The 21611-nt window shown below is 75.7% G+C and carries 26 protein-coding genes; 10 read left to right on the top strand and 16 right to left on the bottom strand.

Going from position 1 to position 21611, the window contains the following annotated elements; genetic code table 11:
• The first annotated feature begins 12 nt into the window (after positions 1-12).
• Positions 13-444: a pyridoxamine 5'-phosphate oxidase family protein gene (locus EV188_RS09880; RefSeq protein WP_133826036.1), complete on the top strand. Its 432-nt coding sequence runs from the start codon at positions 13-15 to the stop codon at positions 442-444.
• Here the strand turns inward: EV188_RS09880 and EV188_RS09885 are convergent.
• Positions 432-1160, bottom strand: coding sequence for a Clp protease N-terminal domain-containing protein (locus EV188_RS09885; RefSeq protein ID WP_133826037.1), 729 nt, complete (start codon positions 1158-1160; stop codon positions 432-434). The two genes, EV188_RS09880 and EV188_RS09885, sit on opposite strands and share 13 nt — an antisense overlap.
• 89 nt (positions 1161-1249) lie before the next feature.
• Between EV188_RS09885 and EV188_RS09890 the strand changes: the two genes are divergently transcribed.
• Entirely contained in the window at positions 1250-2467 is a 1218-nt protein-coding gene (locus tag EV188_RS09890; protein ID WP_133826038.1) for a MerR family transcriptional regulator, read from the top strand.
• Here the strand turns inward: EV188_RS09890 and EV188_RS09895 are convergent.
• On the bottom strand, positions 2380-3216 hold the full coding sequence (locus EV188_RS09895) for a GNAT family N-acetyltransferase (protein ID WP_133826039.1): 837 nt from the start codon (positions 3214-3216) through the stop codon (positions 2380-2382). The genes EV188_RS09890 and EV188_RS09895 overlap by 88 nt on opposite strands.
• 68 nt (positions 3217-3284) lie before the next feature.
• Complete coding sequence (locus tag EV188_RS09900) at positions 3285-3821, bottom strand: GNAT family N-acetyltransferase (protein ID WP_243741580.1); 537 nt, start codon at positions 3819-3821, stop codon at positions 3285-3287.
• A gap of 101 nt (positions 3822-3922) precedes the next feature.
• On the opposite strand from EV188_RS09900, the gene EV188_RS09905 reads away from it, so the two are divergent.
• Positions 3923-4672, top strand: coding sequence for a tyrosine-protein phosphatase (locus EV188_RS09905; RefSeq protein WP_133826041.1), 750 nt, complete (start codon positions 3923-3925; stop codon positions 4670-4672).
• Between the two features lie 175 nt (positions 4673-4847).
• Positions 4848-5057: a hypothetical protein gene (locus EV188_RS09910; protein WP_133826042.1), complete on the top strand. Its 210-nt coding sequence runs from the start codon at positions 4848-4850 to the stop codon at positions 5055-5057.
• On the opposite strand, the gene EV188_RS09915 is transcribed toward EV188_RS09910, so the two are convergent.
• Positions 5047-6990 carry a homocysteine S-methyltransferase family protein gene (locus EV188_RS09915; protein ID WP_133826043.1) on the bottom strand — a complete coding sequence of 648 codons (1944 nt, stop codon included), beginning with the start codon at positions 6988-6990 and terminating at the stop codon, positions 5047-5049. The two genes, EV188_RS09910 and EV188_RS09915, sit on opposite strands and share 11 nt — an antisense overlap.
• Positions 6987-8297, bottom strand: coding sequence for a PucR family transcriptional regulator (locus EV188_RS09920; RefSeq protein WP_133826044.1), 1311 nt, complete (start codon positions 8295-8297; stop codon positions 6987-6989). Before EV188_RS09920 ends, EV188_RS09915 begins: the two co-directional genes overlap by 4 nt.
• 135 nt (positions 8298-8432) lie before the next feature.
• On the opposite strand from EV188_RS09920, the gene wrbA reads away from it, so the two are divergent.
• Together wrbA and EV188_RS09930 are read left to right on the top strand one after the other, a co-directional pair.
• Positions 8433-9041, top strand: coding sequence for an NAD(P)H:quinone oxidoreductase (wrbA, locus tag EV188_RS09925; protein WP_133826045.1), 609 nt, complete (start codon positions 8433-8435; stop codon positions 9039-9041).
• A gap of 50 nt (positions 9042-9091) precedes the next feature.
• Positions 9092-9700, top strand: a complete 609-nt coding sequence (locus EV188_RS09930; protein ID WP_133826046.1) for a maleylpyruvate isomerase N-terminal domain-containing protein — start codon at positions 9092-9094, stop codon at positions 9698-9700.
• A 52-nt stretch (positions 9701-9752) separates the two neighbouring features.
• Here the strand turns inward: EV188_RS09930 and EV188_RS09935 are convergent, their stop codons facing one another.
• The 6 genes from EV188_RS09935 to EV188_RS09960 all read right to left on the bottom strand — a co-directional run bounded on the left by EV188_RS09935 (position 9753) and on the right by EV188_RS09960 (position 14861).
• Positions 9753-10466, bottom strand: a complete 714-nt coding sequence (locus tag EV188_RS09935; RefSeq protein ID WP_133826047.1) for a DUF2267 domain-containing protein — start codon at positions 10464-10466, stop codon at positions 9753-9755.
• Between the two features lie 35 nt (positions 10467-10501).
• The gene (locus EV188_RS09940; protein ID WP_166659804.1) at positions 10502-11047 is read right to left on the bottom strand and encodes a dimethylsulfonioproprionate lyase family protein; all 546 of its coding nucleotides are present in this window, start codon (positions 11045-11047) and stop codon (positions 10502-10504) included.
• Positions 11044-11838 (bottom strand): ABC transporter permease, encoded by a 795-nt coding sequence (locus tag EV188_RS09945; protein ID WP_133826049.1) that lies wholly within the window; start codon positions 11836-11838, stop codon positions 11044-11046. Before EV188_RS09945 ends, EV188_RS09940 begins: the two co-directional genes overlap by 4 nt.
• Entirely contained in the window at positions 11835-12839 is a 1005-nt protein-coding gene (locus tag EV188_RS09950) for an ABC transporter ATP-binding protein (RefSeq protein WP_243741581.1), read from the bottom strand. Before EV188_RS09950 ends, EV188_RS09945 begins: the two co-directional genes overlap by 4 nt.
• 136 nt (positions 12840-12975) lie before the next feature.
• Positions 12976-14583, bottom strand: a complete 1608-nt coding sequence (gene mdlC / locus EV188_RS09955) for a benzoylformate decarboxylase (RefSeq protein WP_133826050.1) — start codon at positions 14581-14583, stop codon at positions 12976-12978.
• 50 nt (positions 14584-14633) lie between these two features.
• The gene (locus tag EV188_RS09960) at positions 14634-14861 is read right to left on the bottom strand and encodes a hypothetical protein (RefSeq protein WP_243741582.1); all 228 of its coding nucleotides are present in this window, start codon (positions 14859-14861) and stop codon (positions 14634-14636) included.
• 177 nt (positions 14862-15038) lie between these two features.
• On the opposite strand from EV188_RS09960, the gene EV188_RS09965 reads away from it, so the two are divergent.
• Entirely contained in the window at positions 15039-16196 is a 1158-nt protein-coding gene (locus tag EV188_RS09965; RefSeq protein ID WP_133826052.1) for an epoxide hydrolase family protein, read from the top strand.
• On the opposite strand, the gene EV188_RS09970 is transcribed toward EV188_RS09965, so the two are convergent.
• The gene (locus tag EV188_RS09970) at positions 16186-17247 is read right to left on the bottom strand and encodes a zinc-binding dehydrogenase (RefSeq protein ID WP_243741583.1); all 1062 of its coding nucleotides are present in this window, start codon (positions 17245-17247) and stop codon (positions 16186-16188) included. The two genes, EV188_RS09965 and EV188_RS09970, sit on opposite strands and share 11 nt — an antisense overlap.
• Before the next feature lie 80 nt (positions 17248-17327).
• On the opposite strand from EV188_RS09970, the gene EV188_RS09975 reads away from it, so the two are divergent.
• The gene (locus EV188_RS09975; RefSeq protein WP_133826053.1) at positions 17328-17942 is read left to right on the top strand and encodes a TetR/AcrR family transcriptional regulator; all 615 of its coding nucleotides are present in this window, start codon (positions 17328-17330) and stop codon (positions 17940-17942) included.
• On the opposite strand, the gene EV188_RS09980 is transcribed toward EV188_RS09975, so the two are convergent.
• Positions 17922-19244 (bottom strand): DNA polymerase IV, encoded by a 1323-nt coding sequence (locus EV188_RS09980; protein WP_133826054.1) that lies wholly within the window; start codon positions 19242-19244, stop codon positions 17922-17924. The two genes, EV188_RS09975 and EV188_RS09980, sit on opposite strands and share 21 nt — an antisense overlap.
• Positions 19245-19248: 4 nt before the next feature.
• Positions 19249-19719, bottom strand: coding sequence for an HAD family hydrolase (locus EV188_RS09985; protein ID WP_133826055.1), 471 nt, complete (start codon positions 19717-19719; stop codon positions 19249-19251).
• 50 nt (positions 19720-19769) lie between these two features.
• Here EV188_RS09985 and EV188_RS09990 point away from each other — a divergent pair, with 50 nt between their 5' ends.
• The gene (locus tag EV188_RS09990) at positions 19770-19982 is read left to right on the top strand and encodes a DUF2795 domain-containing protein (RefSeq protein ID WP_133826056.1); all 213 of its coding nucleotides are present in this window, start codon (positions 19770-19772) and stop codon (positions 19980-19982) included.
• Positions 19983-20063: 81 nt separating this feature from the next.
• On the opposite strand, the gene EV188_RS09995 is transcribed toward EV188_RS09990, so the two are convergent.
• Both EV188_RS09995 and EV188_RS10000 read right to left on the bottom strand, forming a co-directional pair.
• Positions 20064-20327, bottom strand: coding sequence for a hypothetical protein (locus EV188_RS09995; protein WP_133826057.1), 264 nt, complete (start codon positions 20325-20327; stop codon positions 20064-20066).
• A gap of 74 nt (positions 20328-20401) precedes the next feature.
• Positions 20402-20644: a hypothetical protein gene (locus EV188_RS10000; protein ID WP_133826058.1), complete on the bottom strand. Its 243-nt coding sequence runs from the start codon at positions 20642-20644 to the stop codon at positions 20402-20404.
• A gap of 199 nt (positions 20645-20843) precedes the next feature.
• Between EV188_RS10000 and EV188_RS10005 the strand changes: the two genes are divergently transcribed.
• Positions 20844-21590 carry a class I SAM-dependent methyltransferase gene (locus EV188_RS10005; protein ID WP_133826059.1) on the top strand — a complete coding sequence of 249 codons (747 nt, stop codon included), beginning with the start codon at positions 20844-20846 and terminating at the stop codon, positions 21588-21590.
• Positions 21591-21611 lie beyond the last annotated feature (21 nt).

The raw sequence follows: 21611 nt of genomic DNA on the forward strand, positions 1-21611 counted from the left end.
CAGGCTCGCGGCATGGACCTCGACAGCTTCCGCGAGCGCGCGGCGGGCGAGCACTTCCTGGTCGTCGTCTCGACGGCCCGCGCGGACGGGTCGATCCAGTCGAGCGTCGTCAACGCCGGCGTGATGGACCACCCGGTGCACGGCACGCCGATCGTGGCGCTGGTGGCGGCGGGCGGGTCGGCGAAGCTCGCCCACCTGCGCGTCCGGCCGTGGACGACGATCACGGTGCGGGCCGGCTGGCGCTGGACCACCGTCGAGGGCTCCACCGAGATCGCCGGGCCCGACGACGCGCTGACCGGGATCGACGACGTCCCCGCGCTGCTGCGGGAGATCTTCCAGGCCGCCGGCGGGACGCATGACGACTGGATCGAGTACGACGCGACGATGGCGCGGGAGCGCCGCGCCGCGGTGCTGGTGACGCCGAGCCGGGTCTACGGCGTCTGAGGGTCCTGCGGGACGCCGGAGAGCATCGAGAGCGTCCGCACGACGTGGCTCTCGACGGCGTCGCGCCCCAGGCCGAGGCCGGTCAGCGTGCCGGAACCGTCCTCCTGCTCGAGCAGCGCCAGCAGGATGTGCTCGGTGCCGACGTAGTTGTGGCCGAGGCGCAGGGCCTGGCGGAACGTCAGCTCGAGCGCCTTCTTGGCCGCGCCGTCGAACGGGATGAGCGCGCCGATCTCGTCGGAGCGGGCCGGCAGCTGCTCGACGAGCGTGCGGCGCACCGTCTCGGGCGAGACCTCGAGCTCCTTCATCGTCAGGACGGCCAGCGACTCGGGCTCGTGCAGCAGGCCGAGCGCGAGGTGCACCGGGGTGATCTCGGCGTTGCCGGCGGAGCGCGCCTCCTCCTGCGCCTTCACGACCACGTTGCGGGCGCGCGGGGTGAAGCGACCGAACCCCTCCTGGAAGTCGATCTCCTCGCCGGAGCCCTTGGGCACGAAGCGCTTCTGGGCGGCCTGCTTGGTGACGCCCATGCGCTTGCCGATGTCGGTCCACGACGCGCCGGACCGGCGCGCCTGGTCGACGAAGTGGCCGATGAGGTGGTCGGCCACCTCGCCGAGGTGCTCGGCTGCGAGCACGGCGTCCTGGAGCTGTTCGAGGGTGTCGGAGTGGACCGACGTGATCGCGTTGATGAGGTCGTCGAGACGGACCTGGGCGTCTGCCATGCGTCCACCATAGGTTGACGATCCGGGTATTCGTCAACCCTGAGATGACGGTTGCCCCTCCCACGATGTGAGGCCCTAGCGTTCCCGCCATGACAGCCGGACGGACGGTCGGTGAGCTCGCGGAGGCCACCGGGCTGTCGGTGCGCGTGCTGCGGCACTGGGACGAGCGCGGGGTGGTCACGCCGTCACGGACGCCCGCGGGCCACCGTCTCTACTCGGCCGCCGACGTCGTCCGGCTGCACCGGGCGATCACGCTGCGGGCGCTGGGCCTGCGGCTCGACCAGGTGGCGGCCCTGCTCGACGGCTCCGACCCCGACCCCGCCGCGACCCTGCGGGCCCACCTCGCCGGGGTCGACGCCGACCTCCGGCGCCGGCGGACGGTCCGCGACCGGCTCGCCGAGGTCCTCGCCGCGCCCGGCGACGACGTCCTGTCCACCGTGATCCGGGAGATGACCATGGTCGGGTCCTACGTCCACGGCTACCACGAGACCGAAGCGACGCGGCTGTCCGACCAGGCGGCCACGCTCGCCGACCTGCTCCACGACGGCGTCGCGTTCCCCGACGGCGCCCACGTCCTCGAGCCCGGCTGCGGCGTCGGCGCGCAGACGGTCGTGCTCGCGGCGCGCAGTCCGGGCGCGCGGTTCACGGCGATCGACCGCGAGCCGGGCCAGGTCACCGCCACCCGCGCCCGCGTCGAGGCCGCCGGGATCGCCGACCGCGTGGACGTGCGGCAGGGCGACGTGCACGACCCGCCCGGCCCCGTCGACCACGTCGTCGTGTTCTTCCTGCTCGAGCACCTGCCGCGGCCCGAGGAGGCGCTGCTGGCGCTGCGCGGGGTGCTGCGCCCCGGCGGGACGATCACGGTCGTCGAGGGCGACCACGGCGCGACCGCGTTCCACCCCGACAGCGCCGACGCCCGCGCGGTGATCCGGTGCCAGGAGGTGCTCCAGCGCCAGGCGGGCGGCGACGCCGGGATCGGCCGGCGCCTGCACCCGCTGCTCGCCGGGGCCGGGTTCGACGACGTCGCCGTCGTGCCGCGCACCGCCCATGCCCACGCCGGGCGCCCCGACCTCGCCGACAGCCTCGTGCGCCGGACCTTCACGGCCATGGTCGCCGGGGTGCGCGAGCCCGCCGTCGCCGCCGGGCTGATCACCCCCGAGCGCTTCGACGCCGGCGTGCGCGACCTCCTGCGCACCACCGAGCCCGGCGGGACCTTCAGCTACACGTTCTTCCGCGCTGTGGGTGTCGCCGGCACCAACCGCGCGTCGACGATGTCGGTGACGCCGACGAACCCGAGCCGCGCGTAGAGCGCGTTGCTCGTCGGGTTGTCGAGGTCGGTGAACAGCAGGACCTCCTCGGCGCCGCTCTCGAGCGCGTGGCGCACGGCCCCCGCGGTGACCGCCGCGCCGTGGCCACGCCCCCGGTGCGCGGGACGCGTGTAGACCGGGCCGATCCGGGCGGTCCCCAGCATCACCGGCGACGCCGAGGCGTAGGCCACCGGCTCGCCGTCGGCGAGCGCGACGACGATCCGCCCCTCGGCGGCGGCCGCGTCGACCGCGGCCCGCGGCGGCATCGGGTCGTCCGGCGTCGCCTCGTGGTGGAACTCCAGCAGCCACGCCCAGAGCAGGTCCGCGTCGTCCGCGGTGCCCGGTCGCGTGGGCGGCGGGTCGGCGGGCGGGCGGAGCCGCTCGAGGCGGTGCAGCCGTTCGGCCACGACGACCTCGACGGTCGCGGCCCAGGCCCGCGCGAGGTGCTCGACGACGTCGGCGGGCCCCAGCACACGCTCGGGGCGCGGGGCGGTCGCGGCCCAGGCCGCCGCGGCCGCCGGCGACATTGCCGACGCGACCGGCCGGTGCGGCGGGGTCCGCACGATCACCGCGCCCTCGTCGCCGCTCCACCAGGCCAGTTCCGGCGGCCCGTCGTCCGCCGCGGCGCCGCGCACCCGCAGCGTGTGCACGATCGACAGGACGACCGTGCACGCGACACGGTGCGCCCGCAGGTACGGCGCCGTGGCGCGCCGGAACACCTCCACGTCGTCGGTGACCGTCCAGCCCACGACCCCAGCGTCGTGGGGGTGTCGAGCGAGTTGGCGCCGACCCGTGTCCGCGGGACACGGGTCGGGCCTCAGCTCGGCGGGATCCAGAACCGCAGCGTCGCGGCGACGTGGTCGCCGGAGGGCCGCGACGACGGCCACCCCGCGTCGAGGACCCCGCCGCACCGGCGCACGACCTCCACCGACCCGGGGTTGTCCTCGCGCACGGTGACGAGGACCGGGCCGACGCCGCGGGCGCGCAGCACCTCGAGGCTGCGCCGCAGGATCGCCGTCCCGTACCCGCGCCGGCGCTCGCCGGGCAGGACGGCGTAGCCGACGTGACCGCCCTCGACGCAGAGCGTGTCGGTCAGCGTGTGCCGGATCGACGCGCGGCCGACGACCCGGCCGCCGACGTCGGCGTAGAGGAACGTGCTCGGCACCCGGCCCGGCGGCAGGTCCTCGCCACGGTGCTCGCGGTCGAGCCGGTCGAGGTAGGCGAGCCACGGTTCGCCGTCCGGCCGGAGCCCGAAGTCGAACCCGTCCGCCACCAGCGCGGCCTGCGCCGCCCGGGCCACCGCCTCGTCGGAGGGCAGGGGCGCGCGGAGGACCAGGCTGTCGGCGTCGGCCACGGGATCCACTCTGCCCTGCGGTCCAGGTGACATCCGCTACGACCGGGGGAGAAGCAGAACGGGTTCGGCGACCATGGAGGTCCCAGACGAAGGAGCCCGCGGTGCCGGCCACGAGCACGGATCAGTCCACCCCCGACCTGGTCGTCCCCCACCACCCCTCCCTGGCCAACCTGCGCGACGTCGGCGGGATGCCGACGATCGACGGCGGCCGCACGCGCCCGGGCGTGCTCTGGCGCGGAGACGCCCCGCTCGAGGGCGACGAGACCCAGGGGCCCGGTGGGCTGGCGTGGCCGCCCGGCAGCGTCATCGACCTGCGCAACCCCACCGAGCTGCCCGCGGTGCACCCGCTGCCCGCGCTCGGCGCGGAGCTCACCTCCCTGCCGCTGATCTCGTCGCTGGCCCCCGCCGAGCAGGCCCGCGGCCGCGCCGGCGAGCTCGACGCCGGCGAGCTCTACCTCCTGCTGGTCCAGACGATCGGCGAGGTCTGGCTGCCCCAGCTCGTCGGCGTCGCGGCGTACGGGCCGGGCCCGCTGTTCGTGCACTGCGCGGCCGGCAAGGACCGCACCGGCGTCGCCGTCGCGCTCCTGCTCCGGGCGGCCGGCGTCGACCGCGCCACCGTGGCCGCCGACTTCGCCGCCACCAACTCCCACCGCGCCGCGCTGCGCGACCGCCTCGTCGCCCAGGGGGCGATCGACCCGTCGGTCGAGGCGAGCCGCATCGGCGTCACCCCGGAGCACATCGAGCCGGTCCTCGACCTCCTCGACGACGACCCGCGGGCCCCGCTGCGCGCCGCCGGCGTCCCCGACGCCGACGTCGACGCGTGGCGCGCTCGCCTGGTCGAGGGCGCCTGAGACACACGACGGACGGCCATCCGGGCGAACCGGCGGCCGACGCTGTGCCGGGACACAACGGCGTCGTCGTGATCTCTGTGGGCGGGCACAGTGCCCGTCCGGGGTCCCTCCCCGAAGACTGGACGGCGAGCGGGCCACCCCCGCCAGCGCCGACCGATCCCCGAGGTGACCGGATATGAGCCCGACGACGTGCCCCTGCTGCGGTGTCGTGGTCATGCCCCGCGAGATGTCCTACGACTTCGACGGCGAGACCGTCGCCTCGCTGACGCGTGAGGTCGCCTACCTGCGGGCCACCGTCGCCCGCCTGCGCGCCGCGTCGCACGCTCCCGTCCTGCACACCGCCCCGAAGCCGGTCGAGCGCGCGGTCGAGGCCGTCAGCGCCTGACGCGCGAGCCGTCGACGCCGTTGGCGGCGGCGCGCAGCCGGGTCACGGCGGTCGCCGGGTCGAGGCCCGGCACCGCCGACCCCGGCCAGCGCACGACCACGCCCTCGACGAGCGCGGCGGCCTCGGCGACCAGCTCGGCCGCCAGCGACAGGCCCGTGCGCGCCGCGTCGGGACCGTCGCCGGCCCGGCGCATCGGCTCGACCACGGCGTCGGGCACCACGACGTCGGGCACCTCGTGGCGCAGGTGCTCGGCCTGGGCGTAGCCGGTCAGCGCCCCCACCGACGCGAGCACCGGCACCCGCCGGCCCGCCGCGTCCAGGGCGTCGAGGACCGTCCGCAGCCGCTCGAGCTCGAACACCGGCCGTGAGACGAGGAATTCCGCCCCCGCCTCGACCTTCGCCACCGCCCGCTCGGCCTCGCGGTCGAGGTCGTCGGCGCCGGGCGTGACACGGGCGCCGAGCCGGAACACGGTCGCCGTGCCGAGCTCCGCGCCGTCGGCGTCGACACCGCGGTTCAGGTCGGCGGCCAGGCGCAGCAGCTCGAGCCCGTCGACCTCCCACACGCCGTCCCCGACGGCCTGCTCGGCGTGCACCGGCGGGTTGCCCGTCTCGCACACGAGCGTCCGGACGCCGAGCGCGTGCAGCCCGAGCAGGTCGGCCTGCAGGGCGAGAAGGCTCGTCTGCCAGCTGGTGACCGTGAGCGCGGTGTCGACGTCGATGCGGTCGTGCAGGTGCACCGCGAGGCCGGTGGTGCTCGTGGTGGCGCGGCGGGCGCGGGACCTCGAGACCCACAGCACCGACGCCCCGCCGGACACCGCGCGCCGGGCGCGGGACAGGTGCTCGTCGGGACCCCCGGCGCCCGCGACCTCGGCGGCGACGAGGAACTCCCGCGACGCCGGGCGGCCGCGCAGCCAGCGCTCCACGGCCCCGCGCCCCGGACCCGGTTGGTCGATCTCCTCGTCGGGGGCGGGCGTGGGGTCGGGGACCGCGCGCGGCGCGGGGACGACGCGGGCGTCGCGGGGTGTGGCGGGCGGGGACCAGGCGTCGTGGGTGGTCAGCGCGCGGGCCGCGGCCGCCGTGTGCTCGGGCGTCGTGCCGCAGCAGCCGCCGACGAGCCGGGCGCCGGCCTCGACGTAGCGCAGCACGTAGCGCGCGAAGTGCTCGGCGTCGCCGGCGAAGCGCACGCTGCGGTCGGCGACGACGTGGGGCAGACCGGCGTTCGGCTGCGCGGACAGGAACGGCCCGCCGGTCGGGCCCATGCGGCGCACGACGTCGAGCAGCCCCTGCGGGCCGAGCGTGCAGTTGGTGCCGACGGCGACGGCACCCGCGTCGACGAGGCGGGCGACGACGTCGGCGGGCGATTCCCCCGCGGCGGTCAGCAGCTCGCCGTCCTCGTCGACGAAGGTGGCCTGGGCGACGACGGGCAGGTCGGTGACGTCCTGCACGGCGCGGATCGCGGCGAGCAGCTCGGCGGCGCGGCTGAAGGTCTCGAGCACGACGAGGTCGACGCCGCCCTCGACGAGCGCCTCGACCTGCTCGCGGATCGCGATCGCCGCGCGCGCCTCCTCGACCGGGACGGCGAGCCCCGGGGGCGTCGCGGGCGACACGGAGCCGGCGACCCAGGCCGGGCGCCCGGCGGCGTCGCGGACGGCGGCGGCGAGGCGGGCGCCGGCGAGGTTGATCTCGCGGACGCGGCGGGCGAGCCCGTGGCGCTCGAGGCGGGGGCGCGAGGCGGCGAACGTGTGGGTCTGGAGCACGTCGGCGCCGGCCGCGAGGTAGCGCTCGTGCAGCGCCGAGACCAGCTCGGGGGCGATCACGCACAGCTCGGCGCCGTGGCCCTCGACGAGCCCGCCGCTGGCGCGGGCGAGGGTGCCCATCGCGCCGTCGCCGAGCAGCACGCGGCGCCCGAGCGCCTCGGTGAACGACTCGCTCACCCCTCCATCTCCCCGAGGATCTCCAGCGCCATCTGGGCGGCGAGCCGGTCGCGGTAGGCGTCGAGGTCGAGCCCGGACAGCTCCTCGGCGCGCCGCAGCCGGTAGCCGACGGTGTTGGGGTGGACGTTGAGCACGCGGGCGACGCGCTGCGGGCTGCCGTCCTCGCGGAAGTAGCGGGCGAGGGTGCGCAGCAGCTCGACGGTGCGCTCGGAGCGGTCGGTCGCGAGCTTGCCGAGCACCTCGCGGGCGAAGACGCGGGCGGCCTCGGGGTCGGGGATCTGGAGCAGCAGGCGGTGCACGCCGAGGTCGTCGAAGCGCAGCACCCGCCCGCTGCGCCGGAGGCGGCGAGCGGCGGCGAGGGTGCGGCGGGCCTGGTCGTAGGAGGTGGCGATCTCGCCGGGGTCGTGGACGGTGCCGCCGACGGCGACGGTGACCGGCCACTGCGCGTCCGGGTCGGGCACGCGGCCGCGGGCGAGGCGGCGGGCACAGGCGGCGCCGACGGTGGCCGGGTCGTCGGTCTCGGGGACGACGGCGACCGTCTCGGTGTCGCGCACGACGGTCAGCGCCGACGGGGCGGCGGCGAGCAGGTGCTCCTCGGCCTCGCCGAGCAGGCTCGCCGGCCCCGCGCCGTAGGCGCCGTCGTCGTCCGGGGACACGACGACCACCCGGTGGGCGACGCCCTGGTCGTAGCCGACGTGCTCGGCCCACTGGGCGGCCTGGTCGGCGTCGCGGGCGCGGTCGAGCAGCAGCCCGGAGACGAGGTCGCCGCGCACCTGGCCCGCGGCGGTGGCGAGCACCCGGTCGCGTCCGGAGATGACGCCGACGACCGTCGCGGCGTGCTCGGCGACCAGCAGCAGGACGTCGTCGCCGGCGAGGGCCTCGGGGCGGTCGCGCGCCCCGGTGTCCTCCTCGGCGAGCAGGAACGCGGGCACCTCGCGGCCGAACAGCACGGGCGCGACGACCTGCACCCGGCGCCCGGTGCCCGGCACGCGCAGGGCGCGGCCGGCGAGCGCGGCCACCTCCAGGGTGCGGGGCCACACGGCGCTGCGGGCGTCGGCGCGCACGAGGGCCGACGCCTCGGCGATGCCCATGCCGGGCGCCGCGGCGGCGAGCACCTCGCGCCCCGGCCCGACGACGGCGGCGAGGACCCCGAGCTCGCCGGCCATCACCGACGCGACGGCCTGGGCGTCGACCGACGGCGCGGCGACCAGCCCCGAGAGCCGGCGGTAGAGGGCGACGAGCCCGCGCGAGCCCGGGGCGTCGGCGGGTGCCGTCCCCGGTCGCGTCCGCACCTCGCCGGTCGTCACGGCCGCATTCTCCCCTGTCAGACGCGTTCGCGGGCCGTTCCGCGCGATCAGAACCGACTCGGCACCGACACCCCGCGCGGCCCGCGTCCTCCGGACGGGTCATGATCGGGGCTCCACACCGACCCGGGAGGACCCGTGAGCGACCGCGCTCCCCGCATCGCCGTCGTCTTCTACTCCGCGACCGGCAACGTGGCCGCGCTCGCCGAGGCGCTGGCCGAGGGCGCTCGTGAGGCGGGCGCCGAGACCCGCGTGCGGCCGGTCGCCGAGCGCGCCCCGGCGGAGGCGATCGAGGCGAACCGGCGCTGGAAGGCGTGGGTCGAGGACAACCCGTACGACACGCTCGCCTCGCTCGACGACCTCGAGTGGGCCGACGGGCTGGCGCTCGGGAGCCCGACCCGCTTCGGCAACAGCGCCGAGCAGCTCAAGGCGTTCCTCGACACCACGGGCGGCCTGTGGGCGCAGGGCAAGCTCGCGGGTCTCGTCGGGACCTCGTTCACCAGCGCCTCGACGGGCCACGGCGGGCTCGAGGCGACGATCCTGTCGATGAACAACGTGCTCTACCACTGGGGCGCGCTGGTGATGCCGCTCGGCTACGCCGCCGACCCGTCGCTGATGTCCTCGGGCAACCCGTACGGCGCGTCGTGGGTGTCGCGGAAGTCCGCGGCGCCGGACGACGCGGCGCTACAGGCCGCCCGCGTCCAGGGCACCCGCCTCGCCCAGGTGGCCGCCAAGCTGATCGCCTGACCCTGCCTACGTGAGTGATTTTCCCGGCGATAGCCGGGAAGATCGCTCACATGCTGGAGGGGTACGCCGAGGCGGCGCAGGCGGTCAGCGGGCTGGTCGGGCGGATACCGGACGACGCGTGGGACGGTCCCGGGCTCGGGGAGTGGGACCTGCGCTCGCTCGTCGGGCACACGAGCCGGGCGTTCGTCACCGTGCTCACCTACCTCGAGCGCCCGGCCGACACCGAGGACATCGACTCGCCGGAGAGCTACTACGCGCTCCTGCCGTCGATGACCGGCGAGGGCCTCGACCAGGCGGCGGTCGCCCAGCGCGGGCGCGACGCCGGGGTGGCGCTGGGCGACGACCCGGCTGCGGCGTTCGCGGCGCTGGCCGAGCGTGCCGTGGCGGCCGCGAACGCCGCCGACCCGGACGCGCTGATCTCCTCGATCGCCGGGGGCCTGCGGGTCGCGTCGTACGTGCCGACGCGCACCGTCGAGCTCGTGGTGCACGGCCACGACATCTCGGCCGCCACGGGCCTGGACGTCACGTTCACCGAGCACACGGTCACGCAGGTGGCGACGGTGCTCGCGCGCACCGGGGTGCGGATCGGCCGGGGCCGGGCGCTGCTCGACGCGCTCACCGGCCGCGCCCCGCTCCCCCCGGGCTTCTCGGTGGTCTGAGCCACGTGCGTGATCTTCTGAGCTATAGCTCAGAAGATCACGCACGTAGGGGTCAGGCCGAGCCGACGGTGGCGACGAGGTCGTCGAAGCGGGCGGCGAGGTCGAGGTCGCCGATCGTGACGACCTCCTGGCGCTCGGTCCGGGCGCGCACGGTCAGCGAGGTCGGCGTGCGGTCGACGATCCGCAGGCGCCGGCCGGTCTCCTGCTCGACGCCGCGCAGACGCTCGAGCAGCAGGTCGAGGTGCTCGGACGGCAGCTCGACGGTGCGCTGGATGCCGGCGCGGTCGCCCGACCAGGCGGTGAGGTCCTGCTGCAGCGTGCGGTCCAGCTCGTCGGCCTCGACCGGCTGCGGACGGCCCTGCGCGCCCTCGGACGCGGCGTCGGGCGGCAGCGTCGGGCCGGCGCCGAGCAGCGAGGGCGGCAGGACCCGGGTGATCCGGTCGCCGATGTCCCCGTCGGAGATCGCCAGCTGCCCGGTGACGGCGGTCAGCGCGTAGCGGGCGCGCTCGGCGGGCCACCCGGTGCGGCGCGCCACGTCGTCGACGAGCCCGGCCTCGGTCGGCGCCCCGTTGCCGCCGTCCTGGCGGTCGAGGCCGGCCTCCTGCTCGAGCAGGTTCGGCAGCGCGTCGGCGAGCGCGTCGCGGTCGTCGGCGGGCAGGTACGCGGCCACGGTGGCCAGCACGGCGTCGGCGGCGCGGCGGGCGTCGTCGGTGTCGGTGAAGCCACCTCGAGTGGCCACGCCCGCGAGGAACTCCTGGTGTCGCATGATCGGGGCCTACCCGACACGCCGTTCCCCGTACCTCAGCAGAACGCGGACGGGGTCCCGACCGCACCGGTCCAGACGTAGACCAGCAGCGCCGCGCGGTCGCCGGTCCACATCCCGTGCGGCTGCCACGGCGCGTGGTGGACGAGCGTCCCGGCCGGCTCGGGGGCCGGCTCCTCGCCGAGCCCGTGCACCCACCGGATCGCCGCGGTCGGCAGGTAGAACTCCTCGGCGGGGTGGTGGTGCGGCGGGTAGCCCACGTCCGGGCCGAGCAGCAGGAGCCCGAGCGCCACGCCCGGCGCCTGCGCGAGCGTCGCGTGCGCGTAGCGGTCGAGGAACGTCGCGTCCGGCGGGTCGGCGACGTACGCGGCGGTCTGCACCCACGGGACACCGGTCGCCAGCGGACGCAGCACGTCGGCGAGCTCCGCGTCCACCTCCTCGCCGGCGCGCGCGAGCGCGTCGTCGAGGTGGGCGAGCACGGGCAGCGACCCGGGCGGGCCGGTCTCGGCACCGTCGGGCAGCCCCTCGAGGACGTCCGGGACCCCGGCGGCGACCAGCCGGTCCCGCAGCGCCGCGAGGCTCAATCCAGCGCCCGCCGCAGGAAGCCTTGGATGCCGATCGCGCCGAAGATCAGGCACGAGGCGACGAGCGCGAGCAGGCAGACCCAGCCCGCCAGGTGGGGCACGGCGGGCGTCAGCGCGCCGCGCAGCCCCTCGGAGACGTAGGTGATCGGGTTGAGCGCGCAGATCACCTGGAACCAGCGCAGGTTCTCCAGCTGCAGGAACGGGAACTGCGTCGAGCCGGTGAACAGCAGCGGCGTGACCACCAGGGCGAACACCACGTTGATCTTCCGTGGCGACACCAGCGTGCCGAGGACCAGCCCGGCGGCCCCGCCGGACAGCGAGCCGAGCACGAGCAGCAGCGCCGCGAACGGCAGCCCCGACAGCACCCAGTTGACCTCGTCGAGCACGATGTAGCCGACCGGGATCATGACCAGCGAGCCGAACAGACCCCGCGACGCCCCGAACACGATCTTCTCGACGGCGACCAGACGCGTGGACAGCGGCGCGAGCAGGCGGTCCTCGATCTCCTTGGTGTACGAGAAGTCGATCACCAGGGGGATCGCGGTGGCCTGCACGGCGACGAAGAACGCGTTGAGCGCGAGCAGCCCGGGCAGCAGCAGCTGCGCGTAGCCCGGCGTCACGTAACCGAGCTGCCCGAGCACCACCCCGAACACGAACAGCAGGAAGAACGGCTGCATCAGCACCTGGCTGATGAAGCTGCCGAACTCCTTGCCGGTGACCGCGATGTCGCGGCCGAGCACGCCGAGGAACGCGCGGGCCTGGCCCGGACCGGCGGTGGTCGGTGCGCTCACCGCAGCCCCCTCCCCGTCAGGTCGATGAACACGTCCTCCAGCGTCGGCTCGCCGAGCTCGACCTGGGACACCGTGGCGCCGGCGTCGGCCACGGCGCCCAGCACCGGCGCGAGCGCGGCGCCGGCCTCGCCGTCGGCGCGCACCCGCAGCAGGGAGCTCGTGTCGTCGGAGCGGTCCTCCACCCCGGCGACGCCGCGGACCTCCTTGATGCGCCCCTGCACCGCGGCGACGTCCGCCCCGCTGAGCACGAGGTCGATGGTGGCCTCCCCCGGCAGGCCCGCGACCAGCCCGGACGGCGAGTCGAGCGCGAGCAGCTTCCCGTGGTCGACGATGCCGACCCGGTCGGCGAGCTTGGCCGCCTCGTCCATGTCGTGGGTGGTGAGCACGACGGTGACGCCCGAGGCCGCGAGCTCGACGACCCGGTCGTGCACGAACAGCCGCGCCTGCGGGTCGAGCCCCGTGGACGGCTCGTCGAGGAAGAGCACCTGCGGGGCGTGCATGAGACCCCGCGCGATGATCAGGCGCTGGGCCTGGCCCCCGGAGAGCTCGTCGGGGTTGGTCGTCGCCTTCTCCAGCAGCCCCATGCGCTCGAGCAGCTCGTCGGCGAGCGCGCGGCGCCGCGCGCGCGGCACCCCGTGGTACGCGGCGTGCCAGATCAGGTTGCCCCGCGCGTCGAGCGAGCGGTCGAGGTTGGGCCGCTGGGGGACGACGCCGAGCACCGCCCGCGCACCGACCGGGTCGGCGGCGACGTCGATGCCCGCGACCGTCGCCAACCCCGACGTCTTCCGCACGCGCGTGGTGAGGACGCCGACCGTCGTCGTCTTGCCCGCGCCGTTGGGGCCGAGCAGCCCGAACACCTCGCCGCGCCGGACCGCGAAGCTCAGCCCGTCGACCGCGTTGGTGGTGCTGCGCCCGTAGCGCTTGACCAGATCGGTCACCTCGACCGCCGGCACGGCCTCGTCGGCCCCGGCGGTCGAGGGAAGGGTGGTGGTCTGCGTCACCGGTGGTCCTCCCCCGCGCGCCGAACCCTTCGGCGGACGCCATCGCGACGCTACGCCGGGGGTCCGACGGTCCTCTTGTCGATTTCCGAGGCTGGTGGTCACGAACACCACGATCAGACCTCGAGATAGGTCAAGGTCAAGCCGACGGCACGGGCACGTGCACCAGCCGCGGCCCCGGCCCGGCGAACCCGCGCCGCACGGCCTCGCGCAGCTCCTCGACGCCGCCGACGCTCTCGGCCGGCACGCCGTAGGCCTGGGCGAGCGCGAGGTGGTCGATCGCGGGCAGGTCGAGCCCGGGCACCTTCGGCGTCTGCTCGCGCGACGCGAACCACTTGAGGATCGCGTACTCGCGGTTGTCCAGGACCAGCACGGTGACCGGGACCTGCAGCGACGCCGCCGTCGCGAGCGCCTGCACGGAGTACTGCAGCGAGCCGTCGCCGATCACGGCGAGCACCGGGCGCTCGGGTTCCGCGAGCCCCACCCCGACGGCCGCGGGGAGCCCGAACCCGAGCCCGCCGGAGGCCGTGAAGTACGAGCTGCCCGGCCGCGTGATCGGCAGCCGCGCCTGCTGGGTGCCGCGGTGCGAGGGCGCCTCGGTGACCAGCACCGCGTCGTCCGGCCACTCCTGAGCGAGCGTCGCGAAGACCTCCTCCGCCGTGAGCAGTCCCTCGCCGGCGGTGCGGGGCGCGTCGAGCGCCGCCCGTCGCGGCGCCGCCGCCCGGTCGGACGGGCCGGGGCCGACGCGCCCGAGCAGCGCCCGCAGGGTCAGCGTCGGGTCGGCGACGACCGCGTCGCCCATCGGGGCGCGGGCGGCCTGGTCGGCGTCGGCGGTGACGTGCAGCAGCCGCGTGCCCTCGGGCAGGAACGGGCCGGGCACGTAGGGGTAGTAGCGGAACACCGCCGCCCCGACCACGAGGACGACGTCGAACGGCTCGAGCGCCTGCGCGAGCGGGGCGATCGCCATCGGCAGCGCGCCCTGGAACTGCGGGTGGTCGGTCGGGAAACCGACGCGGCCCTCGACGGGCGGGGCGAACACCGCCGCGCCCGTGCGCTCGGCGAGCGCGACCGCGTCGTGGAAGCCGCCGGTGGCGTCGACGTCACCGCCGACGACCAGGGCCGGCGCCGTCGCGGCGTCCAGGGCCTCGGCGATCGCGTCGAGCCCGGCCGGGTCCGGCGCCGCGCGCTGGTGGACGCGGCGGGCGGCGACGAGGTCGGTCGCCTCGGTGGTCGGGTCGAGCTCGGCGTACCAGTCGTCCATCGGGATCGACACGAACACCGGGCCCCAGGGCGGGGTGGTCGCCGCATGGATCGCCCGGGCGAGCACGGCCGGGACGTCCTGCGGGCGGGCCGGCTCGAGGGAGAGCTTCACCGCGGGGCGCGGCAGCGTCGTCGCGTCCGGGTTGGTGAGCAGCGCCTCGAGGTTGAGCATGGGCCGGACCTGCTGTCCGGCGGTGACCACGAGCGGCGCCCCGTTGGCGGCCGCGTTCACCAGCGCCCCGACCGCGTTGCCGACGCCGGGCGCGGTGTGCAGGTTGGCCAGCGCGGGACGCCCGGTGGCCTGGGCGTAGCCGTCGGCCATGCCCACCACGGCGGCCTCCTGCAGGCCGAGCACGTAGCGGAAGTCGTCGGGGAGCTCGGAGAGCATGGGGAGCTCGGTGGAGCCCGGGTTGCCGAAGACGGTCGTCATGCCGTGGGCCCGGAACACCTCGAGCGAGGCCTCCCGCACCGTGCGTCCGCTCGCCATCCGTGCGCTCTCCCGTCCGTCGACGCCGCTGTCCGACGGACGTGTACCCCTCAGCGGGGACTGTGGAGCCGCGAGATGCGAATGACCACGTCCGGCAGGCCGTCGCCGTCGAACTCGCGCCGCATCTCCTCCGCACGGATGGTCGCCTCGACACCCTCGTACGGCCCGTGCGCGTCGAGCTCGCTGGTCTCCGGGTCGAACACCAGCACGACGTACCCGTCGCACTCGTCCAGGTCCGCCGCCGCCGCGAGCAGAGCCGCCGATCGATCGTTCAGCACGCTGATCACCTCCACCTCGTGCATCGCCACCATGGGGCCGCGTGTGACACCTCGACGCGAAGTTGGCTCGTTCGGGTCACGAACACCAGCCGACGGCGTGTCGAGTCGCCACGCGTTCGGACCTGTTGATCGGGATCGACCGGCGGACCCGTCCGCGGATGGATACGGTGCGGTGTCGTGGCCGCTGACGCACCCGTTCCCGCCGGGAATCCGTCGAACGAGGTCGTGCCGTTCGTCCTCGACGTCCCCGAGGAGCAGCTCACTGACCTGCGAGAACGCCTCCGCCGCGTCCGTCTGCCGGAGCCCGCGACCGATCCCGGTCAGGGGATCGGCCTGGACGCGGTCACCGAGCTGTGCCGCGCGTGGCTCGAGGAGCACGACTGGCGCCGGGTCGAGGACGAGCTCAACCGGCGCGGCCAGTTCCGCACCGCGATCGATGGTCTCGGCATCCACTTCTTGCACGTTCGGTCACCGCGCAGTGACGCACAGCCACTGATCGTCACCCACGGGTGGCCCGGCTCGGTCGTCGAGATCCTCGACGTCCTGGACGCCCTGACCGACCCCGGGGACGACGCCCTGCCCGCCTTCCACGTGGTCGCGCCGTCGCTGCCGGGCTACGGGTTCAGCGACAAGCCGACCGAGGCCGGCTGGGGCGTCGACCGCATCGCCGACGCCTGGGCCGGGCTGATGACCCGCCTCGGCTACGACCGCTTCCTCGCCCAGGGCGGCGACTGGGGCGCGATGGTGACGACGCAGCTCGCGGTCCGTCACCCCGACCGCGTCGTCATGATGCACACGACCATGCCGCGCGCCCCGCGCCCGGACGGGTTCGACGACGGCGAGCTCGACGAGACCGAGCAGCGCTGGCTCGCCGAGGGCCGGGAGTTCGTGCGCGTGGGATCGGGCTACTCGGGTCAGCAGCGCACCCGCCCCCAGACGCTTGGCTACGGGCTCGTCGACTCCCCGGCCGGTCAGCTCGCGTGGATCGCCGAGAAGTTCGTCGTCTGGACCGACGGCGACGGCTTCGGCGGCGTGCCCCGCGACCGCGTGCTGGACAACGCGACGATCTACTGGCTGACCGGCTCCGGGGCGTCCTCGGCGCGCCTGTACTGGGAGAGCTTCGGCGGTGTCGACACCAGCTCGCCGGTCACCGTGCCGAGCGCGGTGTCGTACTTCCCGGCCGAGATGGTCAAGCTGCCCCGCGCGTGGGTCGAGGCCCGCTACACCGACCTGCGGTACTGGAACGCCCTGCCCAGCGGCGGGCACTTCGCGTCGCTCGAGGTCCCGCGCGACTTCGTCGACGAGCTGCGGGCGGCGTTCGCGCTCACGGGATGACCACGATCTTGCCGACGTAGGCGGAGCCGGCGAACTCCTCCTGCGCGGCGTGGATGTCGGCGAGGGCGTAGCGCGCCGCGATCCGCGGGCGGATGCGTCCCGCGACGGCGTCGGCGACGAGCTCGGCGAAGTGCGTCCGGGTGTGCATCGACGAGCCGACGAGGCTGACGTTGTGCAGGTAGAGCCTGCGCAGGTCGAGGTCCACGGTGTGGCCGCCGATCGCGCCGGCGATCACCCAGCGGCCGCCGTCGCGGATGCGGTCGAGCAGGGCCGGCAGCAGCGGCCCGCCGACGACGTCGACGACGGCGTCGAGCGGACCGCCGGCCTCCTGCGCGACGGCGTCGGCCACCGCGCCCGGCTCCGACCCGCGCAGCACCACCCCGGCCGCGCCGGCCTCCCGCAGCGCCTCCTCCTTGCCCGGCGCGGTCAGCGCCACCACCCGGGCACCCCGGGCCGCCGCGAGCTGCACGGCCGCGAGGCCCACGCCGCCCGAGGCCCCGGTGACCAGCACCGTCTCGCCCGCCGTGACCCGCCCGCGCGCGAGCATCCCGGCCGCGGTGCCGTAGGCGACGGGGAGGCAGGCGAGCTCCTCGTCGGTCAGCGGGGAGGCGCCGACGTCGTGGGCGCGCTCGTCGAGGCAGACGACGTACTGCGCGAAGCCGCCGTCGGCCTCGCTGCCGAGCAGCCCGATCGGGCCGTCGTCGGGGCCGTCGCCCTCGTAGAACGCGTTGTCGACGACGACGCGGCGGCCCACGCGGTCCGCGTCGACGCCCTCGCCCACCACGGCGATCTCGCCGGCCATGTCGCCGCCCTGGATGCGCGGGAACGTGATCGGGCCGCGCCAGCCGGCCAGGGCGTCGGGGTCGCCGGGCAGCCCGTAGGCGCCGCGCCGGGTCCAGAGGTCGGTGTTGTTCAGCGCCGCCGCCGTGACCCGCACCAGCACCTCGCCCCGCCCGGGACGGGGCACCGGGACGGTCCGCAGCTCCAGCGCCTCCGGCCCGCCGTGCCGCGTGAGCACCGCGGCCTGCATCGCGTCCGGGATCGCCACCATGATTCCTCCGACTTCACAGGTCTGTGAACTTCTGGACCCGCAGAGTATGTTCACAGACCTGTGAAGGCAAGGGAGGCCCGATGACGACGCTCACCCCCGGGGCCCGGCGCATCCTCGACGTCGCCTCGGAGCTCTTCTACGCACACGGGATCCACGCCGTCGGGGTGGACACGATCGCGGCGGAGTCCGGCGTCACCAAGCGCACGCTCTACGACCGCTTCGGCTCCAAGGACGCGCTGGTCGCGGCCTACCTGCGGGCGCGCGACGAGCGCTGGCGCGCGCGGGTCACGGCCGCCGTCGAGGCGGAGACCGAACCGGTCCGCCGCGCGCTGGCCCCCTTCGCGGTGCTGGCGGACTGGGTCGCCGAGGGGAGCCGGGGGTGCGCGTTCGTCAACGCGTTCGCCGAGCTCGACGACGCCGACCACCCCGGCCGCGCCGTCATCGACGAGGAGAAGCGGTGGCTGCGGGAGCTGTTCGCCGCCGAGCTGACCGCGGCCGCCGTGCCCGACCCGGACGGCCTGGCCCTGCAGCTGTTCCTGCTGCACGAGGGCGCGCTCGTGACCCACGCGGTCGCCGCCGAGCCGGGGGCCGCCGCGGCGGCGGGGGCGGCGGCACGTGCACTGGTGCGCTCCGCGCAGGTGAGCAGTATGGACGGCGATAACCGTCCATACTGCTCACCTGCCGGGGGCACCTAGGCTGGCCACGGGGTCGGCGCGGGAGAGGTCCGGGTCGTCGGCGCGGAAGGTGTGCGCGCGGCCGGGCCCGGTGCTCGCGGTCTCGAAGCGCACGGTGACGCGCCCGTGCCCGCTGCCCTGCACCCAGCCGTGGCCGTGCCCGGGGTGGGCGACGTCGTCGCCGGTGCGCCAGGCGCGGTCGGGTTCGGGCTCGGGCTCCTCCGGCGGTTCCGCCACCGGCGCCGCGACGGGCTCCGGCGCCGGCGTCCCCGGGAACAGCGCCTCCTGCACGGCCGTCGTGAGCCCGGAGAACGAGACGCCGACGAGCCGCACGCCGGCGTCGGGCAGCGCCGCGACCGCGAGGCGCTGGGCGGTGTCGGTGAGGGTCGCGAGGTCGGTGGTGGCGTCGGGGTGGGTCTCGGCGCGGCTGGTCGTCCCGAACGACGCGCTGCGGATCTTCACGCTGACCGTGCGGGCGGCGCGGTGCGAGGCCACGAGGCGGCGGTGCGCGCCCTCGGCCAGCTCGGCGACGGCGGCGCGGACGGCGGTGAGGTTCGAGAGGTCCTCGTCGAAGGTGGTCTCGGCGCTGACCTGCTTCGCCTCGCCCCGCTCGACCAGCGGGCGGTCGTCGAGGCCGCGGGCGAGCCGGTGCAGCCCGGTGCCGACGGCCGACCCGAGCAGCGCGGTCACGTCCGTCGCGTCCATGGCGGCGAGCGCGGCGACCGTCTCGACGCCGCTGCGGTGCAGCGTGGCCTCGGCGACCGGCCCGATCCCCCACAGCGCGCGCACCGGCAGCGGGTCGAGCAGCGCCCGCTCGCCGCCCTGGGCCACGACGTGCACGCCGTCCGGCTTCGCGAGTCCTGAGGCGATCTTGGCGACCTGCTTGCCCGACCCCGCGCCCACCGACACCGCGAGACCCGTGACCGCGCGGACCTCCGCCCGCAGCTTCTCCGCGAAGGCGCGCACGTCGTCGGCGTCCGCGTCGGCCAGCGCCTCGGGCTCGGCGAACGTCTCGTCGTAGGCGATCTGCTCGAGCACCGGCGCCCACGCCCGCACGACGCCGAAGAACTGCTCGGAGAGCACCCGGTAGAGCGCGGTGCGCGGAGGCAGCGCCGTGGCGTGCGGGCACAGCCGCCGCGCCTGGCCCATCGGCATCGCCGAGCGCGCCCCGGACACCTTCGCCTCGCCGCTCGCGCCCGCCACGATCCCGCGCGGACCGAGGCCGCCGACGAGCACCGGGCGCCCGCGCAGGGTGGGACGGGTCAGCTGCTCCGCGGACGCGAAGAACGAGTCGAGGTCGAGGTGCAGGACCCAGCGGGGCACGGCTTCAGGATGCCCCGAGCGACCACAGCTCGTCCGGGCGACGCAGCACCACGACCGCGCCCGCCGCCCGCAGCGCCTCCTCGGACGCGCCGCCCCAGCCCACGCCGACCGGCACGAGACCGCGGGCGACCGCGGCCGCCATGTCGCCGGGGCCGTCGCCGAGCATCGGCGTGCCGGGCGCCGCTTCCGTGACGCCGAGCCCGAGCAGCGCCTCGCCGACGACCGCGTCCTTGCCGTCGTACCGGCCGTCGATCCCGCGCCCGGCCACGCTCGCGAAGCACCCCCGGACGCCGAGGTCGTCGAGCACCCGCCGCGCCACCGCCGTGCTCGCCGACGTCGCGACCGCGAGGTCCACGCCGCGGGCGTGCAGCGCCTCGACCAGCGCGACGACCCCGGGCGCCGGCCGCGTCGTGCCGGACACCGTGAGCGTGCCGTCGAGGTCGAACACGACGGCGGGGAACGGGGGCGTCGTCACGTCGGCGAGTGTCGCGGTTCGAGGGACGGGGCGTCGGGGACCCGACGATCATGGGTTACGACGTCACGCAGGTGCAGAAGTCGCTCGCCGGTTTCGACTACCCGGGCGGCCCGCAGGAGCTGGCCGACCACGCGAGCTCGAACGGGGCCGACCAGCAGCTGGTCGACACCATCAAGGGGCTCGACAAGGAGCAGTTCGACGGCCCGAACGCGGTCATGTCGAAGCTCGGCGAGGCCGGGATCCTCGGCGGCAGCAACAGCTGAGGCACCCCGCACGAACGCACGGCGCCGTCGCTGCTCCCGGAGCAGTGACGGCGCCGTTCGTGTTCCCGGGGTCCGCCGCCGTCAGTGCGGCAGCGTCGGCAGACCCCGCTTGACCATGTCCCGCGCACCCTCGAGGGTGCCGTCGCCGACCCACGTGTTCGGGTCGAGCTGCGACAGGTTCCAGCCGCCCGGGCGCACGCGGGTGCCGTAGAGGAACGTGTCCTTGTTCTCGACCCACTGGACCTCGTAGTCGATGGGTTGCTCCCCGGCGGAGCTCCAGCGCCACGCGGCGCCCGACCCCCGCGACGTCTCGTGCAGCTCGACGCCGTCCACCTCGATCGCCATGCCCACCCCTTCCGGCCCCGGTGAGCCGATCGGAGCAGGAATCTACCGGCCGTCCGGCGTGGCGGACACGTCCGCTAGGCCGCCGTGCGGGGAGCCCACCCCTCTCGGGTGAGGGCGCCGACGATGCGCACGGCCTCCCGCCGGTGGTTCTCGGCCCGGTGGGCGGTCCAGCTCCACTGCTCGCACTCGGCGTGCAGGAGGTGGCAGACGACGGTGATCGCGTGCTCCCGGTCGTCGACCGGGACGTCGGCCTGGCGCGGACGGGCACCGGGGCGCATCAGCTGGGCGACGGGCGAGTGAGCGGGTACGACACTCATGACGGACCTCCCCTGCGGCGGCCGGAGGGCTCCGGCCGACCCGGGTCGTGCACGGCGGCGACCTCGACGCGTGACCTGACCCCACCGAGAGTGACCGCCGGGGGACGAGCAGGAAACAGCCGGGCGACCCAGGCCACAGCCCGGTGGCGGGGACGTTCGCCACAGCGTCGGGACCGCCGGTACCGGCATGATGCTCGGCATGGCCACAGCAGAGCAGCCGACGGCCGGGTGGACCGTGGACCTCGACACGACCCCGGGACGCCGCCAGGCGCAGGAGGAGTTCGTGCTCCACCACGCCGACGGCACCGACGAGCGGATCACCCTGCACGACTACGCCCGGGTGTACGCGGTGCCCGGGCTGTACGAGGAGGTCGTACAGCGCCGGCTCGAGTGCGCGTCGCCGGCGACCGTGGCCGCCGCCCTCGTGGAGGCCGCCGCCTCCGAGGGACGCGACCCCGCCGAGCTGCGGACCTTCGACCTCGGCGCCGGCAACGGCGTGGTCGGCGAGGAGCTGCGCACGCGGGGCGTCACCGTCGTCGCGGGCGCCGACGGCATCCCGGAGGCCCGCGACGCCGCCCACCGCGACCGGCCCGGCCTCTACCGGCACTACCTCGTCGGCGAGCGCCTCGACGTCGAGCAGGTCACGGCCATGGTCCGCGACGACGAGCTGACCGCGCTGGTCGCGGCGGGCGCGGTCGGCGAGGGACACGTGCCGGTCGACTCGCTCGCGCACCTGTGGGACGCGTTCCCGCCCGGGTCGTTCCTCGCGCTGACCCTGGCCGGCGGCGAGAGCGACCACGACATCACCGACGTCGAGGCGATGCTCGAGGCCACCAGCGCGTCCGCCCACCGGACCCGCACCCTCATCCGGCGCAGCTTCCGGCACCGCGTGAGCATGGCCGGGAACGAACTGACCTACCTGGTCCTCGTCGCCGTCAAGGACTAGTCACTCGCGCCAAGGAGATGC

The organism is Actinomycetospora succinea (genome assembly GCF_004363095.1).
Classification (GTDB): Bacteria; Actinomycetota; Actinomycetes; order Mycobacteriales; family Pseudonocardiaceae; genus Actinomycetospora; species Actinomycetospora succinea.

Coding starts and splice junctions, on each gene's coding strand:
- EV188_RS09890 (WP_133826038.1), top strand. CDS start 1,250: ATGACAGCCGGACGGACGGTCGGTGAGCTCGCGGAGGCCACCGGGCTG.
- EV188_RS09975 (WP_133826053.1), top strand. CDS start 17,328: ATGACGACGCTCACCCCCGGGGCCCGGCGCATCCTCGACGTCGCCTCG.
- mdlC (WP_133826050.1), bottom strand. CDS start 14,583: ATGGCGAGCGGACGCACGGTGCGGGAGGCCTCGCTCGAGGTGTTCCGG.
- EV188_RS10005 (WP_133826059.1), top strand. CDS start 20,844: ATGGCCACAGCAGAGCAGCCGACGGCCGGGTGGACCGTGGACCTCGAC.
- EV188_RS09910 (WP_133826042.1), top strand. CDS start 4,848: ATGAGCCCGACGACGTGCCCCTGCTGCGGTGTCGTGGTCATGCCCCGC.
- EV188_RS09885 (WP_133826037.1), bottom strand. CDS start 1,160: ATGGCAGACGCCCAGGTCCGTCTCGACGACCTCATCAACGCGATCACG.
- EV188_RS09930 (WP_133826046.1), top strand. CDS start 9,092: ATGCTGGAGGGGTACGCCGAGGCGGCGCAGGCGGTCAGCGGGCTGGTC.
- EV188_RS09970 (WP_243741583.1), bottom strand. CDS start 17,247: ATGGTGGCGATCCCGGACGCGATGCAGGCCGCGGTGCTCACGCGGCAC.
- EV188_RS09995 (WP_133826057.1), bottom strand. CDS start 20,327: ATGGCGATCGAGGTGGACGGCGTCGAGCTGCACGAGACGTCGCGGGGG.
- EV188_RS09935 (WP_133826047.1), bottom strand. CDS start 10,466: ATGCGACACCAGGAGTTCCTCGCGGGCGTGGCCACTCGAGGTGGCTTC.
- EV188_RS09990 (WP_133826056.1), top strand. CDS start 19,770: ATGGGTTACGACGTCACGCAGGTGCAGAAGTCGCTCGCCGGTTTCGAC.
- EV188_RS10000 (WP_133826058.1), bottom strand. CDS start 20,644: ATGAGTGTCGTACCCGCTCACTCGCCCGTCGCCCAGCTGATGCGCCCC.
- EV188_RS09880 (WP_133826036.1), top strand. CDS start 13: ATGGACCTCGACAGCTTCCGCGAGCGCGCGGCGGGCGAGCACTTCCTG.